Genomic DNA, 17,918 nt, shown 5'->3' on the forward strand with positions numbered 1-17,918 from the left:
CGCCAGCGTTCAATCTGAGCCATGATCAAACTCTTCAATTAGAATTTTGTTGTTACCCGAAGGTAACGGCTCAATGAAATACTGTATAAATTGACTGTGCCGATATAACCGAAGTTATCTCGTTTGGTCACTCAGTAAACATTGATAAATCTTTTTGTCTATCATTCACGAGTGCCCACACAGATTGCATAGGTCAAATTGTTAAAGAGCAATGATGAGGTGCCATAACTTTCGGCTTCATCAGAGGGGGTCAGATTCTACTGAACTCCTCTTTTGAGTCAAGAACTTTTGTTGACTCTGGGATGGCGCGGAATTTCTCCGTGCCAACGAGGAGCGCATTATAGAGAACGTTTTTTCTTTGGCAATAGTTAAATGACAAAAATATGTATTTTTCTTTAAAAAACCGTTTAAGCGCTCAAAATGCAATCAATTCAAACAAAAAAACGGCCAATTAAGGCCGCTTGCAATGAATTTATCGTTATTGAAAACTCGATAAGGTTTATCGTTTTAGGTAGCTCGGTACGTCAGCAATACTATCTAAAACCACAGTTGCTAACGCTTCTCCGTCTTCTGTTACGTTTTTACCCGTTCTAACCAATATTTTTGTGCCCACATCAGCAGCATCTGCTGCACGCATGTCATCAGCTTTATCGCCAATCATGACAGAGTTGACCATGTCAATTTTCAAAAAGTCTTTAGCGGAAAGAAACATTCCCGGTTTTGGTTTTCTGCACTCGCAATCCTGACCATACTTTTCGCTGTCAGAGTCTGGATGGTGAGGGCAATAGTAGATACCGTCAAAGTCCACGCCTTTGTCAGCGAAATTCCAATCCATCCATTCTGTCAAAGACAGGAAATCGTCTTCCGAATAATAGCCTCTTGCGATACCAGACTGGTTGGTGACCAGTACCAACAGATATCCCATGTCTTTTATTGCGCGACATGCTTCAAAGACGCCTTCGATATATTCGAAATCATCTACATTACTCACATAGCCATGATCGATATTAATAACACCGTCACGATCTATAAATACGGCTGGTTTAGCCAAAATGATGCCCTCTGTGTATCAGTTGCCGCAATTATGACACGGCTGACAAGATGGTTCATCCCTCCACACCGAGTTACCCATTTAAAGCTTCACCGACACTTTATTGGGTAAGACTGCAAGTGTGGTAAAGTTCGCTTACCCAACAACACACCCTCGATGATATGAATCATACTATTTCTCCCGTCGGATATATTCGTTCTCCCTATAAAGAAAAGTTTGCGGTTCCGCGACAACCGGGACTTGCGCCGAGTGCTGTGGCATCTGTTGCCTTAACAGCCGACGCCAATAATGAAGATACTGTCCGGGGTCTTGAGCAATTCAGTCATCTTTGGTTACTTTTTCTTTTTGACCAAAACATTGAAAAAGGATGGACGCCAACAGTAAGGCCTCCAAGACTGGGCGGAAATGAGCGTATTGGTGTTTTTGCCAGCCGGGCAACCTTTCGACCAAATGGCATAGGTATGTCAGCCGTTCCATTGAAAGAGGTAAGAAAGGAACGCGGGCAGATCTTCATTGATATCGGGAGCTGTGATTTGGTAGATGGCACACCCATTGTTGATATCAAACCTTATATCCCCTATTCAGACGCTATTCCTAATAGCGCTGGCGGCTATGCGTCTGAGCCGCCCGTGACGCTTAATGTTATCTTTGAGGACAAGGTTTCAAGTCTATTGGCTGCTACTCATGACGGCCAATATCAAAGAGACGTAATAAAAGAGGTACTGGCGCAAGACCCCAGACCGGCTTACAAAAAAGGAAAAACTGACGACAAAGAATATGGCGTTCACTTGTTTGACTGGAATGTTAGATTTAGAGTGTCAGGTCAGGATATTCGAGTAACTGCCTTAGAAGACTTTGGCGAATAGCATTGTCACTGTTACTATGGCCAGTTCATCCCAATCACCCCTTTATTAAATAACGGATAAGCGTAAATGCGTACCAGTAAATACCTTCTTTCTACGCTGAAAGAAACGCCAAACGACGCAGAAGTTATCAGCCACCAGCTGATGCTGCGTGCAGGTATGATCCGCAAGCTGGCTTCAGGTCTTTATACCTGGTTGCCTTCTGGCCTGCGGGTGCTGCAAAAGATCGAAAATATTGTTCGTGAAGAAATCAATGAAGCAGGCGCAGTGGAAACACTGATGCCCGTCGTTCAACCGTTTGAGCTTTGGGAAGAAACTGGCCGTTCTGAAAAAATGGGGCCGGAGCTCCTGCGTTTCACAGACCGTCACGATCGTGCATTTGCATTAAGCCCGACCGCTGAGGAAGTGATCACCAGTCTGGTGCGAAACGAAGTTAACTCTTATAAGCAACTTCCGTTGAACCTTTATCAAATCCAAACCAAATTCCGTGACGAAGTTCGTCCACGTTTTGGTGTCATGCGTGCACGTGAATTCTGCATGATGGATGCTTACAGCTTTGACATTGATAAAGATGGCCTGAACGCCTCTTATGAAGCAATGCATGAAGCTTACTGCAAAGTCTTTGACCGTATGGGTCTGGACTACCGTCCGGTTCTTGCAGATACAGGCGCGATAGGTGGCTCTGCATCCCACGAGTTCCATGTACTCGCAAACAGCGGTGAAGACGTTATTGCCTTCTCTACTAAGTCGGATTACGCCGCAAACGTCGAGATGGCAGAGGCACTGGCACCAGCTGAAGCGCGTCAGGCAGCCACTCAAGAAATGACGTTGGTAGACACCCCGAACGCGAAAACCATTGCAGATTTGGTGAAACAATTCGACATGCCCGTTGAAAAGACCATCAAAACGCTTTTCGTGAAAGCAGATGAAAACTTTGACGGCGAACTGGTTGCGTTATTGGTTCGTGGCGATCATGAACTTAACGAAATCAAAGCGGAGAAGCTTCCTCAGGTCGCTGCGCCACTAGAGTTTGCAACTGAAGAAGAAATCCGCGCGGCTGTCGGTGCAGGTCCGGGCTCTCTGGGACCTGTCGGGCTGAAGGTTACATTTATTGCTGACCGCAGTGTTGCGGCAATGAGTGACTTTGGTGCGGGTGCTAACGTTGATGGTAAGCATTACTTCGGTATCAACTGGGATCGCGACGTTACTTTGGGTGAAGTTGCTGATATCCGCAGCGTGGTTGAAGGCGACCCAAGCCCTTGTGGTCAAGGTACGATTCAGCTTAAACGTGGTATTGAAGTTGGCCATATCTTCCAACTGGGCACTAACTACTCAGAAAAAATGAACTGTGGCGTGTTGGGTGCTGACGGCAAAAACACGATTCTCGAAATGGGCTGCTACGGCATCGGTGTTTCTCGTGTCGTTGCTGCTGCAATTGAGCAGAACCACGATGAAAACGGCATCATCTGGCCAGATGCAATTGCACCGTTTACCGTTGCGATTGTACCGATGAATATGCATAAATCTGAGCGCGTTCGTGAAGCGGCTGAAAAACTCTATGCTGACCTGAAAGCTGCGGGTGTAGAAGTGCTGTTTGATGATCGTAAAGAACGTCCGGGTGTCATGTTCTCTGACATGGAGCTGGTTGGCGTTCCACATACCGTGATAATCGGTGAACGCAGCATGGACAAAGGTGTATTCGAGTACAAACACCGACGCGATGGCGAGAAAATCGCTGTTGATATGGAAAACATGGTCGATTACCTGAAAGATGCATTTCAACCTGAGAAAAAAACTCGCCGACGAAATGTGTAATTTACATTGAGAAAGCCCTCCACCTGGAGGGCTTTTTTTATGCAAGTATCAGTCAGACATCCGGTCAATTCAGAAGTACGGGGCTATTTTGTCTGAACTATCCCGTCGGAAGCCCTTAATTTAGTTCATACTTTACAGACATCAGTATAAAGATGTTGCCCTGTTCCACAGCCTATGGAGCCATCTGCAACGTGCCAACACGACCGAAAAAGCCTCAGAAACACATCGCTCTGATGTTGAGTGGCGGTGGCGCTCGGGCGGCGTATCAGGTTGGCGTGATCAAAGCCATTTCAGAATGGCTACCAAGAGCGAGTGTCAGCCCCTTTACTATTTACTGCGGCGCATCTGCCGGTGCCTTGAATATCACCGCACTGGCGTGTCATGCATCCTGCTTTACGCTTGGTGCTAAGAAACTCAACAGACTTTGGACAAACCTATCCACTCAAGATGTCTTCAGCAGTTCATTTGAGGGCATGTTAGGCCATATTGGGCGTCAGTCATTTTCTCGCATGCAGGCAAGTTTTCACGTTGCCCCCTCTTTTGCTCTGCTAGATAACCGTCCTCTCCGCAGGCTGCTGCAAAGAGTCATCCATTATCATCGGCTTGAACAGCAAATCCTGTCTGGGAATCTCAGGGGAATTGCTGTCACAGCCGCCAATTACGAGTCCGGTAAATCGGTGACTTTTTTTCAGGGGCACAGCGACTTAAAACCTTGGCGACGGGCGCGTTCATCCGGCGTACATTGCCAAATAAACACCGAACACTTGCTGGCGTCCTCCGCCATCCCCATTGTTTTTCCAGCATCTCGTATTGGACATAGCTTTTATGGCGATGGGGCTATACACCTGATCTCGCCTTTACGCCCAGCACTGAAGCTGGGAGCAGACAAAGTACTGTGTATCGATTTAGGCGCAAGCAATGGCGAAGAAGCACGCGGGCTCTCCCATGCACCGGGGTTAGCCGCACTCGGCGGTCACCTGATGGATGCTATTTTTGCCGACACACTTTCGGCCGATTTAGAGCACTTACATCGGATGAATACCATCACAGACGCCTTACCAGCAGAGAAAGCCCAAGAGCTAGAGCTTCGCAAAGTCGAGCCTTTCTACCTCGCTCCCTCAATGCCTTTTGAGCCTATCGCGCAGGAGTGCTACGCCAAAATGCCTCTCGCAACAAGAGGGCTTATGCGGATTTTAGGCCTTAGTCCAGTAAACGATGCGACCATTACCAGCTATTTACTATTTGAACAAGAATATATCAGACAGCTGATTGACATGGGGTACAAGGATGCTCAGAATCGACAATCTGAATTGATGTGTTTCCTGTTTGACTAGGTGAAAAGCTGAGCTGTGACAAGGAATTCCGGTTTCAATCCTCTAAATTCGTATGAATTTTTCCCGATAATACACACTCGGGGCTAACAACATGCGATCGACACAAAGCATAAAAGAAGCGAAAGCTTCCTCGCTAAGAACGCATCGCGTTCCGTTTAGTGCCGATCAACGCTTATTGGTATTGCAGAAACTGCAAGGTAAAACCGATCCCGCAACTCTACTTGAAACTCTCGTTAACGAAATTCAAAAGCACATTGATATTAACGAACTAACGTGGACATTCGAACACATCACCCATACTGTCGCCAGACGCCAACGCGCCAGCGTTAACCAAACCTTCTCTATTAAGTTCGGCAGCAATTGTCTCGGTACACTCAGGTATCAAACGGCCTATCCGCTCGACCACGATGAAATAACGGTAATACATACATTCCATAAAATGCTGGCAGGTCCATTAAACAGCGTGGTGGAAATCATCCGTCTGCAGCAAATGGCCTTCTACGACCGTCTTACTGGCCTTAAAAACCGCTATAGCTTTGACGTACAATTAGATAAAGCTATTATGCGTGCCAACAGTAATGAGGAAGGCTTATCCTCATTGTCTTTGATATGGATAACTTCAAAGGCGTTAACGATCAATACGGACACTTGGAAGGCGACAAGGTATTGCGCCGCTATGCCAGATTGCTGGAAGTTGCCGTTAACGGTGTAGCCGACTGCTTCCGTTTGGGTGGGGATGAGTTTGCCACCATTATTCCATGCAACGACCCTAAACCTGCTTCCATTATTTACCACCGACTCCAAACCCTGATTGCCAACGACGGTATGCTCAGTGAACACAATGTAGAATGTTCAGCGGGCTACGCCCTATATCAACGTGGCGACAACCGTAACTCCATGTTCGAACGTGCCGATCAGAGTATGTATCGCAGCAAACATAACAAACGCTGAACCACCGCTGTCTTATATCCGCACCATCATGATTGCAACCGTCTTAAAAATGACTTTATATATCCCTGTGCCCTTGAGCAAAACCATACAGCCTCTGATCGGAGAAATACGATGGATTTAAAAAACTTCGCCAGCATGGATCCCATTATGTTGATGAGCATTGTGAACATGAAACTGAGGGATGAATTCAGTTCGCTGGAAGATTTAGTGAAGTACTTTGATATCGACATTATCACGCTGTGTACCACACTTGCCGATGCTGGATTTGAATATCAAAAAGAACAGCGACAGTTCAGGTGACAAAAAGGGCGCACTGCCAAGTCAGTAGAGCGCCCTTTTGTGATTGCATGAATTAAACCGATATCCACAACACAGTGAAGACTAACAGTGGGCAGACAAATTTCACATACGTCGGCCAAACTTTCCAAAATACGCTTTGCTCAAACCCGTCGATACCATCACCGATTTGTTTCAATTTTCGAGAACGGCTCCAAACCCAGCCGCCGAATAAACAAAACAATAAGGCAGTGAACGGCTGAATGTACTGCGTGGAGACCATGGCAACCAAGCCAAACAAGCGATCAAAGTGATAAATAATGATGATACTGGCCGCTGCAATGACACCAGCAAGTAGCCAGCTAGCCCTCTTTCGGTTCACTGAAGCTTTCTCTGAAACCAAGGCCACCGGACATTCCAGCATAGAAATAGACGATGTCAGAGCTGCTACCGTCATCAGTAGGAAGAACAGAACTGCGACATAAGGACCAACATCCCCCAAGCTACCGAAAAGGTTGGGTAATACATCAAACACCAGTGTGAATGCGCTTTTCAATTGACCCGCCTGATCGAATATCTCAACGCCATTCGCCATCGCAGCATACATCGCAGGTAAGATGACAAGCCCAGCAATGACCGCGACTAAGGTATCAACAAACGCAACTTTGAGAGCAATCCTGGGCAAGTTTTCTTTGTTGCTCAGGTAAGAGCCATAAATCAACATCGAGCAACCGCCGATCGTCAATGAAAAGAAGCCTTGTCCCATCGCGTCAAGGATAAGGTCTTTGTCCATGATTTTACTGAAGTCAGGTACCAGAAAGTGCTTCAGCCCTTCAGTAGCGCCTTCCAGCGTCATTACGTAGCAGAACATCGCCACAAACATGATCAGAAGGGTTGGCATTAATCGGCGAGACCATTTTTCAATACCTGCTTTCACGCCAGCTTGCACAATGAGTAAAGTGAGAACATAAAAGATCACCGCGCCAAAAACATTTCGCTCGGCAGAAAAGCCCATTAACCAACTAGCCGTATCTGGCGCGCCGATGATCTGACACATTGCTGCGAGTAAAAAGCAAACCAGCCAGCCACCCACAATGGCATAGAAAGACAGAACAAGGCATGGGACCAAAAGCCCCAGAAAACCAACACCCGCACCAGCACGTTGTAAAATAGGGTTATCAGACAGTGCTTTCATGCTATCGATGGGATTAGCCCGGCCATGACGACCTATCGCCAGTTCGACCACCAGCATCGGAAAAGCAACGATCAGTATCATTAACAGATAGACAAAAACGAAGGCACCACCGCCGTTGCTTGCTGCCTGTGTAGGGAAAGCCCAAATATTCCCAAGCCCCACAGCAGCGCCTGCTGCCGCAAGAATAAATCCCATTCTAGAACTAAATTGCTCGCGTTCGACGGACATGTACATTACCTCTTAATATGTACCAGCGGGCTAGTACAGTAGAGTAACGAAATGAAGATTACAATACGACAGAGTTTGATTGGTTAAATTACAGACAGTGAAAAAGAAAAAACCAGTTCAAAGACTGGTTTTTAGCATATTGCGCCAATGTTTATGGATGTTGATTATTATTTCATTGATGCATAGTACGCCGCTAAATTCGACATGTCTGCATCTGACAAGCCCGTTGCCTGTCCTTGCATGATCATCGCGTTTGGACCGGTACGTTGTCCTGCCTTGTAAGCTTGCAGTGCCGAAACCAGATACTGCTCATTCTGGCCTTTGAGGTTCGGATAACCGGGGATTAAAGCGATACCATCAGCACCATGACAGGCAGCACACACAGCCGCTTTTGCTTTGCCAGCTGCAGCATCTCCTGCCGCGAATGTCGGCGAAGATATCCCCAACGCCACACAGATAACAGGTAGTAGTTTTTTCATTTCAAATACTCTCTTATTGCTTCACATTGATGTTTTCGAAATCTTTGCTTCGAATATTTTTATTTTTCAAGGCTGGCACTGATTTACCAGTTCGTAAAGAGAGTTATGTGTTTACTGAACGTATAGTTCACACTGTTACTATGTCGTACTGTGCATAGTTTAAAAAGATAGATGGCTGTCGTTAATTCAAGCCAGAATTCGCTCAACAACTGGGTCATCTTTACCAATGAAGTTTTCAACTAGCGGAAACACCTCATCAAATTTAGAAAGAAAGAACCAATGATCTCCCTTAATGCCCTTTGATTGTCCACCACTGCGTTGAATGTCACTAAGCCACTTAGAGTCATGAAAAGCGATGGGACTTTTAGTGCTGTAGAGGAAAAGGGTTGGACAACGTGGCACTTTGCCATCTAATAGTGGCGATCTGTCGGGTAGCAAACCGTCAAGAGAAAGATAGAAGTACAAGTAGCCATTCGCCCAAGTTGTTTTCTTTACTCTGTGTTTAGGGGCTCTGACCATCATCGCCACCGCTTTATTAAGGAGAGTTCCTAATGGAGGCAATACCAGACCAATACCCCATGAAATAACCAGAGGAGCTTGATAGCTAACCATGAGCGCTAAATTTACAACGTTCTTTTTGAATCGCAATGCCACATCCATCGAGACCATAGATTCCACTTTGTCAGGATGCTTTCGCTCTATGTGATAGCCGATAAGAGCTCCCCAATCGTGGGTGACTAGGATGACTTTCTGTTTAATTCCATGCTCTTCAAGGGCGTGTACAGCCAGATCAGCGAGCTCTGGTATTCGATACCCCAAGCGGCGGGAAACTCGACCAGCAAAGTTTGGCCAACACAATGTAATGCAGTAATAGCGTGAGGAGAGTTTGTCGATAAACGGTTGCCAGAGCGTATCATCATCAGGCCAACCATGAAGGAAAACAATGGGTTGTCGACTAGGATCGCCAGACGTTTTTAAGTTCAATGACCATTTTGCTGATTGCACAATGCTTCTCCCCAAGCTCATCAAAGGCACAGCAGATTTGTTATTTTTAGGCTGTGATTTATAAGACTTCATGTTGTTCGCCTTGTATATCACCCACCTAACACTCAGCCATCGCGAAAAAAACAACTGGTCAGATGTGTGCTTGTGTATTCTTACTTTAGAGACTAACACTATGTGAACGAGCATCGGCAAACGTTGTAGGCGCTTTAATCTTTGAGTAGCGACAATGCTAATTCATTTCCCTCAAACCCCTGGCAAACAAAAAGACCTACCACAGCTGCTAGTTCTGAGTTGTAGAAGATAATAGGGGTCCGTCGGCGGTTCCAACTTGGAACCCCGTATTCCTGAAACAGCTTTTTGAGCTTACGCTTACCTTGGCGTCCCAATGGGCGAGCAAACAATCCTTCAGGATTAAACGATACAGTGATCCTTTCATCTGCTGCTGGCGCTCTCATCAACAATCCAGAACCATCCGGCTCAATTAACTGTAGTTGTCCAAGCTCATCGGGAAGCTTTAAGGCCTGATGTGGAGCCAGAACTCCCTGCCAATGCGAGATATCTTGCATCTCACGGAGTAAATAGAGTCTGTCGTGATAACGTCGCAGTTGGTGGCCAGATAGATGCAAAAGTGGATTGGCATCTTTAGCCGCATCAATCACCGTGCTTTTCACTTGCGTCAGTTGCGCCTGTGACGGCACGGGGACATTTGATATTTTGAACCAGCGACGAATAAGCGCGTTAACCATGTTTTCGGACTTCCCCGTCAATGGGGACAGTAATAAAGCACCATCATCAGCGAAAAGCGCATTATCGAATTGAGACAAGACTTCATCCAACAGAGACTCCTGCTCTGCACACAAAGCAGCAGTTCGTTGGATTGCTTTGTCCATACCCGGCCAACGCGTTCTCGCAACAGGCAGCCATTGATGACGCAAAAAGTTTCGGTCAAACCTGAGGTCAGAGTTACTTTCGTCCTCCAGCCAGCTCAGCCCCTGTTCTTCGCCATAGTCTTCAATATCTGCCCGGCTCACAGTGAGCAGAGGGCGAAGCAGCCAGCCACTTTGCATTGGTCGCCTTTCCGGCATAGATGCTAAACCTGCTGGTCCGCTGCCCCGCTTTAATGCCAGCATGAAAGTTTCAACCTGGTCATCGGCGTGTTGTCCTGTTAGCGCCACCGCACCCGCTTCCATCAGAGAGGATATTGCTTTGTATCTCGCTTCGCGTGCCTCACGCTCAAGGCTTTTGCCTTTCAGTTCTAGATTCACCCTCTGACATACAAACGGAAAACCCGCTTCTGTCGCCCATGCTTGACAGCGTTTCTGCCAGTCATCGGCATTCGGGCTTAAGCCATGATGAACATGTACCACGAGGTAGTTGTGTTGTGGATGAACATCTCGGTAAGTGGCAAGGAGGTCGAGCATGACGCGAGAATCAAGCCCGCCACTGAAAGCAAGGATGACTTGAGTTGGTGAGGAAAGAAAGCGATCAAGGCAGTTTTCGAAACGGGAGAAAAGCATATGAGTAACTGAGGAAAGAAGACATTGTGCCAATCATAGCAAACAGAATCAAAAAAGGGCCATTCGGCCCTTTTTAATCAACAGTATCCGTAATTCATCAGGCGACTGTATCGTCTGGCAAGCAGGCTTTCGCTGTCCATGGTTTCGAGATCAGCAAGCTGTTTTACCAAGCTTTCTTTCAAGTTACGCGCAGTTGCTTCTGGATCGCGATGCGCACCGCCCATCGGCTCTTCAATGATAGAGTCAATCAGCTCAAGCTCCTTGATACGCTGTGCGTTAACACCCATCGCCTCAGCAGCCTGCGACGCTTTACTCGAGTCACGCCACAAGATAGACGCACAGCCTTCTGGAGAAATAACCGAATAAATGGAGTACTGAAGCATATTCACATAGTCACCAACACCGATAGCTAACGCGCCACCAGAGCCACCTTCACCAGTTACAGTGCAGATGATTGGCACTTTCAGACCAGACATGACTTTTAGGTTACGGGCAATGGCCTCACTTTGAGCACGCTTTTCCGCACCGCTACCTGGGAATGCACCCGCAGTATCAATAAAGGTGATGATCGGCATTTTAAAACGCTCAGCCATTTCCATTAAACGCAATGCTTTACGGTAGCCTTCGGGGTGTGGCATACCGAAGTTACGCATGACATTTTCTTTGGTTTCTCTGCCTTTTTGGTGGCCGATAACCATTACTGGCTTGTCTTCCAGTCTCGCGATACCACCAACAATGGCTTTATCATCCGCAAATGCGCGGTCACCAGCCAGTTCATCGAACTCGGTGAAGATGCTGTTGATATAATCAAGGGTGTAAGGACGCTGCGGGTGGCGCGACAATTTAGCGATTTGTAATACATCTAAATCGCTGAAGATCTTTTCAGTTAGCTCAACACTTTTGTTTTCAAGTTGCGCAATTTCTTCATCCAAATTCACAGCCTCTGGGCTCTCTCCACGCTTCGATACATTTCGTAACGCTTCAATTTTCGCTTCCAGCTCTGCAATAGGCTGTTCAAAATCAAGAAAGTTAAGACTCATAGACTAAGAATCCTGTCAAAATAGTAAATCGCCTCCCTATCCAGAGAGGCAATGTGTTCAGTCAAATTCCAACTCGACCTGTTTTTCGCCGAGCAGTTCTTTTAATTCGTCGATTAGTTTATCAGTTGGCGTTACCCGCCATTCTGTACCTAAAACCAGCTTTGCACGGGCATCTTTACGCTGATAATAGAGGTTCACTGGTACGGTTCCTGCCCGCCATGGTTCAAGAACACCACTGAACTTTTCAAAAAATTGGTTATCAATTTGCCCATCTGAAACAGAGATAGCAAGCCCCCTGAGGTATTTTTCGCGAGCTTGAGAGATATCCAAAACTTCGCGGGCAGACATTTTAAGCCCACCGTTGAAGTCATCAAAGCTGACCTGTCCCGAAACCACTAAAATTCGATCTTTTTCAATCAAATCTAAATAACGGTCCAAAGCGTCCGAAAATAACATCACTTCCATTCGTCCGGAGCGGTCGTCCAACGTCAGAATACCAATACGGTTTCCTTTTTTGGTTGTCATTACTCTGGCGGCAATAACTAGCCCCGCGACCGTTGATACCACATCACGCTTAGTGGCATGTGCATCTTCCATTTTCCAAGTGGTGTAATGTTTCAGCTCTTTGATATAGCTATTTATCGGATGCCCGGTCAGGTAAAGACCTAATGTTTCTCGTTCACCCTCAAGCCAGACTTTTTCAGGCCAAGGGTTTACCTGTGCGTATTTGTGCTCAACCTCTTCGTGAGTATCAGTCAAAACACCAAACATGTCTGCCTGACCAAAGGCTTCCGCCTGATGATGTTGGCTCGCCGCTTTTATCGCGTCATCCAATGTTGCTGTCATCGCCGCCCTATGTGGGCCGAGACGATCAAGTGCACCAGACATAATCAGTTTTTCGATGACCCGCTTGTTAACTTTTTTGGTGTCAATGCGGGCACAGAAATCAAAAAGGTCTTTGAAATAGCCGCCACTTTCACGAGCAGCAATAATGTTTTCGATTGGCGCCTCACCGACCCCTTTTATCGAACCAATACCGTAAACGATTTCGCCTTTTTCATTAACATTAAAGCGATAGAGCCTGAGTTCACATCTGGCGGCAGTATTGTCAGGCGCATGCGACGGCACTCTTCCACCAAGCCGACAATTTTGTCGGTATTGTCCATATCCGCGGTCATAACCGCAGCCATGAACTCTGCCGGGAAGTGTGTTTTCAGCCATAACGTCTGATAGGAAACCAATGCATATGCAGCAGAGTGAGATTTGTTAAATCCGTAACCGGCGAATTTTTCCACTAGATCGAAGATTTTCATCGCCAGTTCGCCATCGACACCGTTATCGATCGCGCCACTTTCGAAGGTCGAACGCTGCTTCTCCATCTCCTCAGGTTTCTTCTTACCCATTGCACGGCGAAGTAAATCAGCGCCGCCAAGTGAGTAGCCCGCCAATACCTGTGCAATCTGCATCACCTGCTCCTGATACAGGATGATGCCATAAGTCGGGTCGAGGATTTCTTTCAGTGACTCGTGCTGCCATTTTTCATCAGGGTAAGAAACGGCTTCTCGCCCGTGCTTACGGTCGATAAAGTTATCTACCATGCCTGATTGCAGCGGGCCGGGACGGAAAAGCGCAACCAGTGCGATCATGTCTTCGAAACAGTCGGGCTTGAGTCGCTTGATGAGCTCCTTCATGCCTCTGGATTCGAGCTGGAAGACCGCTGTGGTCTCGGCCCTTTGAAGCAAGTTAAAACAGGTCTGATCGGCCATCGGGATCGCATCTATTCGAACCGGATCTCTGCCTTCTTTCGCCAGGCGCGGATTTATCATACCTAGCGCCCAGTCGATGATGGTCAGTGTGCGAAGACCCAAGAAGTCGAATTTAACCAGACCAGCGGTTTCAACATCGGTCATGTTGAACTGGGTGACCGGGAACTGGCCTTCACTGTCGCAGTAAAGCGGGGCAAAATCGGTGATCGTGGTAGGCGAGATAACCACGCCCCCTGCGTGTTTACCCGCATTACGGGTGACACCTTCAAGGATACGGGCCATATCGATGAGCGCTTTTACCTCTTCATCGCCCTCATACACTTCGGTGAGCTGCGGCTCTGCCTTGAACGCTTTTTCCAGCGTCATTCCCGGATCCGGGGGTACAAGCTTTGAAATGCGATCGACAAACCCATACGGGTGACCCAACACACGACCAACGTCACGGATTACCGCTTTGGCTGCCATGGTACCGAAGGTAATGATCTGAGAAACCGCATCACGGCCATACATTTCGGCAACGTGGTCAATCACCTGATCGCGCTTATCCATGCAAAAATCGACGTCGAAGTCGGGCATGGAAACACGTTCAGGGTTCAGGAAACGTTCGAACAGTAAGTCAAACTCGAGCGGGTCCAGATCAGTAATTGATAGTGCATAAGCAACTAAGGATCCCGCACCAGAACCACGGCCTGGCCCAACAGGAATATCATTGGCTTTCGACCACTGGATGAATTCCATCACAATTAGGAAGTAACCGGGGAAACCCATCTGGTTGATAACACCGAGTTCAATTTTCAGGCGATCATCGTATTCAGGGCGGCGCTTCAGGCGCTCATCGGGGTCTGGAAACAGAAACTCGAGACGCTCTTCGAGCCCCTCCAACGATTTTTTGACAAGGAAGTCGCCGATTTCCATGCCTTCGGTCGGGAAATTCGGCAGGAAATATTCACCAAGGCGTACACTGACATTACAACGTTTGGCTATTTCAACTGAGTTTGCCAGTGCCTCCGGAATGTCATCGAACAGCGCGCACATTTCGTCTTCTGTGCGCAAGTATTGCTGTTCGCTATATTTCTTCGGGCGACGCGGGTCCTCGAGCGTATAACCGTCATGAATAGCAACCCGAATTTCATGTGCCTCAAACTGGTCGGCACTGAGAAAGCAAACATCATTGGTCGCGACAACTGGGAGGTCATTTTCATCGGCAAACTCTAACGCAAAATGAAGATAAGCTTCTTCATCCGGCCTGCCTGTTCTGACTAATTCAAGGTAATACGAATCAGGGAAATGCGTCTGATAAAAGTCTGCGCAGGCCTTAGCAAGGCTCTTATTACCTTTCAACAACGCCTTACCAAGATCGCCACTGTGCCCACCGGAAAGAACAATTAAGCCTTCTCGGAGCTCTTGAAGCCACTCACGGTCGATAACAGGCTGGTGTTGAACATGCCCTCTCAAATACGCCTTCGAAATTAAAAGAGTAAGGTTTTTATAGCCCTGATTATTGGCCGCCAGCACAGTGAGCTTACACAACTCGTCACCGAACAGCTCGGACTGAATATGAAAGTCAGCGCCAATAATCGGCTTGACGCCCGAGCCCTGTGCCGTATTGTAAAATTTGACCAAACCACAGAGGTTGGTGAAGTCAGTCAGCGCCATGGCTGGCATATCCATCTCGGCCACTTTTTTCACCAAAGGTGGCACTTTCGACAACCCATCAATCATCGAAAAGTCACTGTGTACTCGGAGGTGTATAAATCGTGGGTCAGCCATAGATCTCTTGTGTTTCTGGTTGTCGAATTGAATTTAGGGGAACCAATGGTCCACCTAAAGCAACTTACATAGCTGGTATTATGCTATGCCAAGTGCCTTCTTAACAGGTTTAAAACTCTTGCGGTGTTGGTCTATCGCACCATGAGCGGACAAAGCCTCAAAATGTACTTTTGTTGGGTAACCTTTGTGCTTGGCAAAGCCGTATTCTGGGTATTCAGCATCCAGAGCTTCCATTTCGCGATCGCGGGTAACTTTGGCAAGGATAGACGCGGCACTGATCTCTGCCACTCTTAGGTCACCTTTCACCACGGCTTGTGAAGCAACAGGCAGTTCGGGCACGCGATTGCCGTCGATTAACACGTAGTCAGGCTTTATTGGTAGCCCGGACACAGCGCGTTGCATCGCCACCATGGTCGCTTGCAGAATGTTGATTTCATCGATTTCTTCTGGCTCTGCACGGCCGAGTGACCATGCCAGCGCTTTCTCTTTTATTTCAACAAACAGCTTTTCACGTTTCTTATCAGTGAGCTTTTTTGAGTCTGTCAGTCCTTCAATAGGGTTATTCGGGTCAAGTATCACTGCTGCAGTCACTACTGCGCCGACAAGCGGCCCACGACCCACCTCGTCAACGCCTGCAATACATTGTGCATCAGGATAAACAAAGGGTTCAAAATCCATCAGGTTATTTACCTATTAGTTTGAGCACAGCGTTAGCCGCTGATACATCAGCATTACAACGAATTTGCTGGTGAAGCGAGGAAAACTCGTCAAGTAACTGTGTATTCTCACCATCCAAACGTTCGCTTACCAAGGCTGCCAATTTTTCAGGAACACACTCTTCTTGTATAACTTCGGGCACTAATTCTTTTCCCGCAAGGATATTGGGCAAAGAGACAAATTCCGTTTTAAGCATTTTACGGACAAGCCATGCGGTAATGGCATTGACCTTATACCCCACAACCATCGGGCGTTTCACCAGCATGCATTCCAGTGCTACAGTACCCGAGGCCAACAACACAGCGTCAGAGGCTGCAATCACATTTCTCGCCGTATCATCCACCAAGTCAAAATGTAACTCTGGTGCAGTGTGCTGCCAGATTTCCTCAAATTGATGACGGCGTTTTTGATTGACCAACGCGACGACAAAACTAAGTTCAGGATATAAGGAATGAAGACGCTTACAGGTTTCGATGAATATCGGTGCCATGGTTTTCATTTCACCACCGCGACTTCCTGGAAGTACAGCCAGATAACGCCGCGCAGTGTCCAGACCAAGCAATGACTTCGCCTCATTGGCGTCATTGTCCATTGGAATGGCATCCGCCATGGTATGACCCACAAACTCACAGGCCACATTAAACTTGTCATAAAACGCTTTTTCGAAGGGCAGGAATGCCAACACTAAGTCAGTCGCCGCATCTATTTTGTAGATACGTTTTTGTCGCCATGCCCATACACTTGGGCTGACATAGTGAACGGTTTTGATGCCACGATCTTTCAGGTCTTTTTCTAAACGCAGGTTAAAATCTGGTGCATCAATGCCAATGAATACATCAGGAGGATGGGAGGTAAAATATTCAACAAGTTGATGTTTGACAGAGAATAAGCGACGCAATCGACCGAGTACCTCAACGATACCCATGACAGCCAGCTCTTCCATATCAAAAAGTGTCTCGCAGCCCTCCGCTTGCATCCTTGGGCCCGCAATACCGACAAATTCGGCATCAGGATACTTTTCTCGAATGGCTTTTATAAAGCCAGCACCTAAAATATCGCCGGAGACTTCCCCGGCGACAATTCCTATTCTGAGTGGCTTATTACCGAGTTCAGCAACCGTCATCAGCGGATGATGCCTCGTGTTGAACGCGTAAAAAAGTCAACGAAATGGTTAATCGCAGGTTCGTCCTCCGCCATTTCTGCAATACGCTTTTTAGCTTCTTCCAACGTCATACCTGAGCGGTATATTTCTTTGTAGGCCGCACGAATTGCGCGAATGCTCGGCTTTTCGAAACCACGGCGCTTCAAACCTTCAACATTAATGCCAAACGGCTGGCAGTGATTGCCTTGCGCCATCACAAACGGCGGTACGTCCTGAACAACGATAGAGCCACCGCCCAGCATACTATGTTCACCCACCACACAAAACTGATGAATAGCCGACATACCACCAATAATTGCGAAGTCTCCAACCATGACATGACCAGCAAGCGTGGCATTGTTAGCAAAAATACACCTATTACCTATCACACAATCGTGGGCAACGTGGGCATTAATCATAAACAGATTGTCGCTACCAACAATGGTTTTACCTTTGTCCTGGACTGTACCACGGTGCATAGTCACGCTTTCACGGATGATATTTCGGTCACCAATTTCGAGCGTTGTCGGCTCATCAGTGTACTTCAGGTCCTGACAGTCTTCACCAATGCTCGCAAACTGGAAAATGACATTGTCTTCACCAATTTTGGTTGGCCCTTTCACCACCACGTGAGTCTTGATTTCAGTGCCGTCACCAATCTCAACATCTTTACCGATGATACTGAATGCACCGATTTTGACATTAGCACCGAGAATGACACCTTCCTCGACGATCGCCGTTGGGTGAATTTGAGCGGATTCATGGATCAC

The 17,918-nt window shown here is 47.2% G+C and carries 15 protein-coding genes and 1 pseudogene; 6 read left to right on the forward strand and 10 right to left on the reverse strand.

Annotated elements, in window-relative coordinates:
- Nucleotides 1-499 precede the first annotated feature (499 nt).
- The gene (gene gmhB, locus CS022_RS14840) at nt 500-1,051 is read right to left on the reverse strand and encodes a D-glycero-beta-D-manno-heptose 1,7-bisphosphate 7-phosphatase (protein ID WP_129122953.1); all 552 of its coding nucleotides are present in this window, start codon (nt 1,049-1,051) and stop codon (nt 500-502) included.
- A 161-nt stretch (nt 1,052-1,212) separates the two neighbouring features.
- Here gmhB and tsaA point away from each other — a divergent pair, with 161 nt between their 5' ends.
- From tsaA to CS022_RS14870, 6 genes are all read left to right on the forward strand, one after another.
- Nucleotides 1,213-1,917, forward strand: a complete 705-nt coding sequence (gene tsaA, locus CS022_RS14845) for a tRNA (N6-threonylcarbamoyladenosine(37)-N6)-methyltransferase TrmO (protein WP_129122954.1) — start codon at nt 1,213-1,215, stop codon at nt 1,915-1,917.
- A gap of 66 nt (nt 1,918-1,983) precedes the next feature.
- Complete coding sequence (locus tag CS022_RS14850; protein ID WP_129122955.1) at nt 1,984-3,729, forward strand: proline--tRNA ligase; 1,746 nt, start codon at nt 1,984-1,986, stop codon at nt 3,727-3,729.
- Between the two features lie 233 nt (nt 3,730-3,962).
- Nucleotides 3,963-5,063: a patatin-like phospholipase family protein gene (locus CS022_RS14855; protein WP_235869539.1), complete on the forward strand. Its 1,101-nt coding sequence runs from the start codon at nt 3,963-3,965 to the stop codon at nt 5,061-5,063.
- A 91-nt stretch (nt 5,064-5,154) separates the two neighbouring features.
- Entirely contained in the window at nt 5,155-5,775 is a 621-nt protein-coding gene (locus CS022_RS14860; protein WP_129122957.1) for a GGDEF domain-containing protein, read from the forward strand.
- Nucleotides 5,673-6,014, forward strand: a complete 342-nt coding sequence (locus CS022_RS14865) for a GGDEF domain-containing protein (protein WP_129122958.1) — start codon at nt 5,673-5,675, stop codon at nt 6,012-6,014. Before CS022_RS14860 ends, CS022_RS14865 begins: the two co-directional genes overlap by 103 nt.
- Before the next feature lie 111 nt (nt 6,015-6,125).
- A complete protein-coding gene (locus CS022_RS14870; RefSeq protein WP_129122959.1) occupies nt 6,126-6,314 on the forward strand; it encodes a DUF4250 domain-containing protein in 189 nt (62 codons plus the stop codon).
- Nucleotides 6,315-6,366: 52 nt separating this feature from the next.
- Here the strand turns inward: CS022_RS14870 and CS022_RS14875 are convergent, their stop codons facing one another.
- The 9 genes and pseudogenes from CS022_RS14875 to lpxA all read right to left on the reverse strand — a co-directional run bounded on the left by CS022_RS14875 (nt 6,367) and on the right by lpxA (nt 17,918).
- The gene (locus tag CS022_RS14875) at nt 6,367-7,713 is read right to left on the reverse strand and encodes a sodium-dependent transporter (RefSeq protein WP_129122960.1); all 1,347 of its coding nucleotides are present in this window, start codon (nt 7,711-7,713) and stop codon (nt 6,367-6,369) included.
- Nucleotides 7,714-7,880: 167 nt separating this feature from the next.
- A complete protein-coding gene (locus CS022_RS14880) occupies nt 7,881-8,192 on the reverse strand; it encodes a c-type cytochrome (RefSeq protein ID WP_129122961.1) in 312 nt (103 codons plus the stop codon).
- Between the two features lie 186 nt (nt 8,193-8,378).
- Entirely contained in the window at nt 8,379-9,269 is an 891-nt protein-coding gene (locus tag CS022_RS14885; protein ID WP_161569650.1) for an alpha/beta hydrolase, read from the reverse strand.
- Between the two features lie 134 nt (nt 9,270-9,403).
- On the reverse strand, nt 9,404-10,714 hold the full coding sequence (tilS, locus tag CS022_RS14890) for a tRNA lysidine(34) synthetase TilS (RefSeq protein WP_129122963.1): 1,311 nt from the start codon (nt 10,712-10,714) through the stop codon (nt 9,404-9,406).
- A 77-nt stretch (nt 10,715-10,791) separates the two neighbouring features.
- A complete protein-coding gene (accA, locus tag CS022_RS14895; protein ID WP_129122964.1) occupies nt 10,792-11,754 on the reverse strand; it encodes an acetyl-CoA carboxylase carboxyl transferase subunit alpha in 963 nt (320 codons plus the stop codon).
- Nucleotides 11,755-11,811: 57 nt separating this feature from the next.
- Nucleotides 11,812-15,290: pseudogene (gene dnaE / locus CS022_RS14900) on the reverse strand (DNA polymerase III subunit alpha).
- A 78-nt stretch (nt 15,291-15,368) separates the two neighbouring features.
- Entirely contained in the window at nt 15,369-15,968 is a 600-nt protein-coding gene (gene rnhB / locus CS022_RS14905; protein WP_129122965.1) for a ribonuclease HII, read from the reverse strand.
- 4 nt (nt 15,969-15,972) lie between these two features.
- Nucleotides 15,973-17,130 carry a lipid-A-disaccharide synthase gene (gene lpxB, locus CS022_RS14910; RefSeq protein ID WP_129122966.1) on the reverse strand — a complete coding sequence of 386 codons (1,158 nt, stop codon included), beginning with the start codon at nt 17,128-17,130 and terminating at the stop codon, nt 15,973-15,975.
- Nucleotides 17,130-17,918, reverse strand: a complete 789-nt coding sequence (gene lpxA / locus CS022_RS14915) for an acyl-ACP--UDP-N-acetylglucosamine O-acyltransferase (RefSeq protein ID WP_129122967.1) — start codon at nt 17,916-17,918, stop codon at nt 17,130-17,132. The genes lpxB and lpxA overlap by 1 nt, the downstream gene beginning before the upstream one ends.

Origin of the sequence: Veronia nyctiphanis, from assembly GCF_004116385.1 — a bacterium.
Taxonomy (GTDB): domain Bacteria; phylum Pseudomonadota; class Gammaproteobacteria; order Enterobacterales; family Vibrionaceae; genus Veronia; species Veronia nyctiphanis.

Coding starts and splice junctions, on each gene's coding strand:
- CS022_RS14855 (WP_235869539.1), top strand. CDS start 3,963: ATGTTGAGTGGCGGTGGCGCTCGGGCGGCGTATCAGGTTGGCGTGATC.
- rnhB (WP_129122965.1), bottom strand. CDS start 15,968: ATGGATTTTGAACCCTTTGTTTATCCTGATGCACAATGTATTGCAGGC.
- CS022_RS14865 (WP_129122958.1), top strand. CDS start 5,673: ATGGATAACTTCAAAGGCGTTAACGATCAATACGGACACTTGGAAGGC.
- tsaA (WP_129122954.1), top strand. CDS start 1,213: ATGAATCATACTATTTCTCCCGTCGGATATATTCGTTCTCCCTATAAA.
- accA (WP_129122964.1), bottom strand. CDS start 11,754: ATGAGTCTTAACTTTCTTGATTTTGAACAGCCTATTGCAGAGCTGGAA.
- CS022_RS14850 (WP_129122955.1), top strand. CDS start 1,984: ATGCGTACCAGTAAATACCTTCTTTCTACGCTGAAAGAAACGCCAAAC.
- CS022_RS14885 (WP_161569650.1), bottom strand. CDS start 9,269: ATGAAGTCTTATAAATCACAGCCTAAAAATAACAAATCTGCTGTGCCT.
- CS022_RS14880 (WP_129122961.1), bottom strand. CDS start 8,192: ATGAAAAAACTACTACCTGTTATCTGTGTGGCGTTGGGGATATCTTCG.
- CS022_RS14870 (WP_129122959.1), top strand. CDS start 6,126: ATGGATTTAAAAAACTTCGCCAGCATGGATCCCATTATGTTGATGAGC.
- lpxB (WP_129122966.1), bottom strand. CDS start 17,130: ATGACGGTTGCTGAACTCGGTAATAAGCCACTCAGAATAGGAATTGTC.
- CS022_RS14875 (WP_129122960.1), bottom strand. CDS start 7,713: ATGTCCGTCGAACGCGAGCAATTTAGTTCTAGAATGGGATTTATTCTT.
- tilS (WP_129122963.1), bottom strand. CDS start 10,714: ATGCTTTTCTCCCGTTTCGAAAACTGCCTTGATCGCTTTCTTTCCTCA.
- CS022_RS14860 (WP_129122957.1), top strand. CDS start 5,155: ATGCGATCGACACAAAGCATAAAAGAAGCGAAAGCTTCCTCGCTAAGA.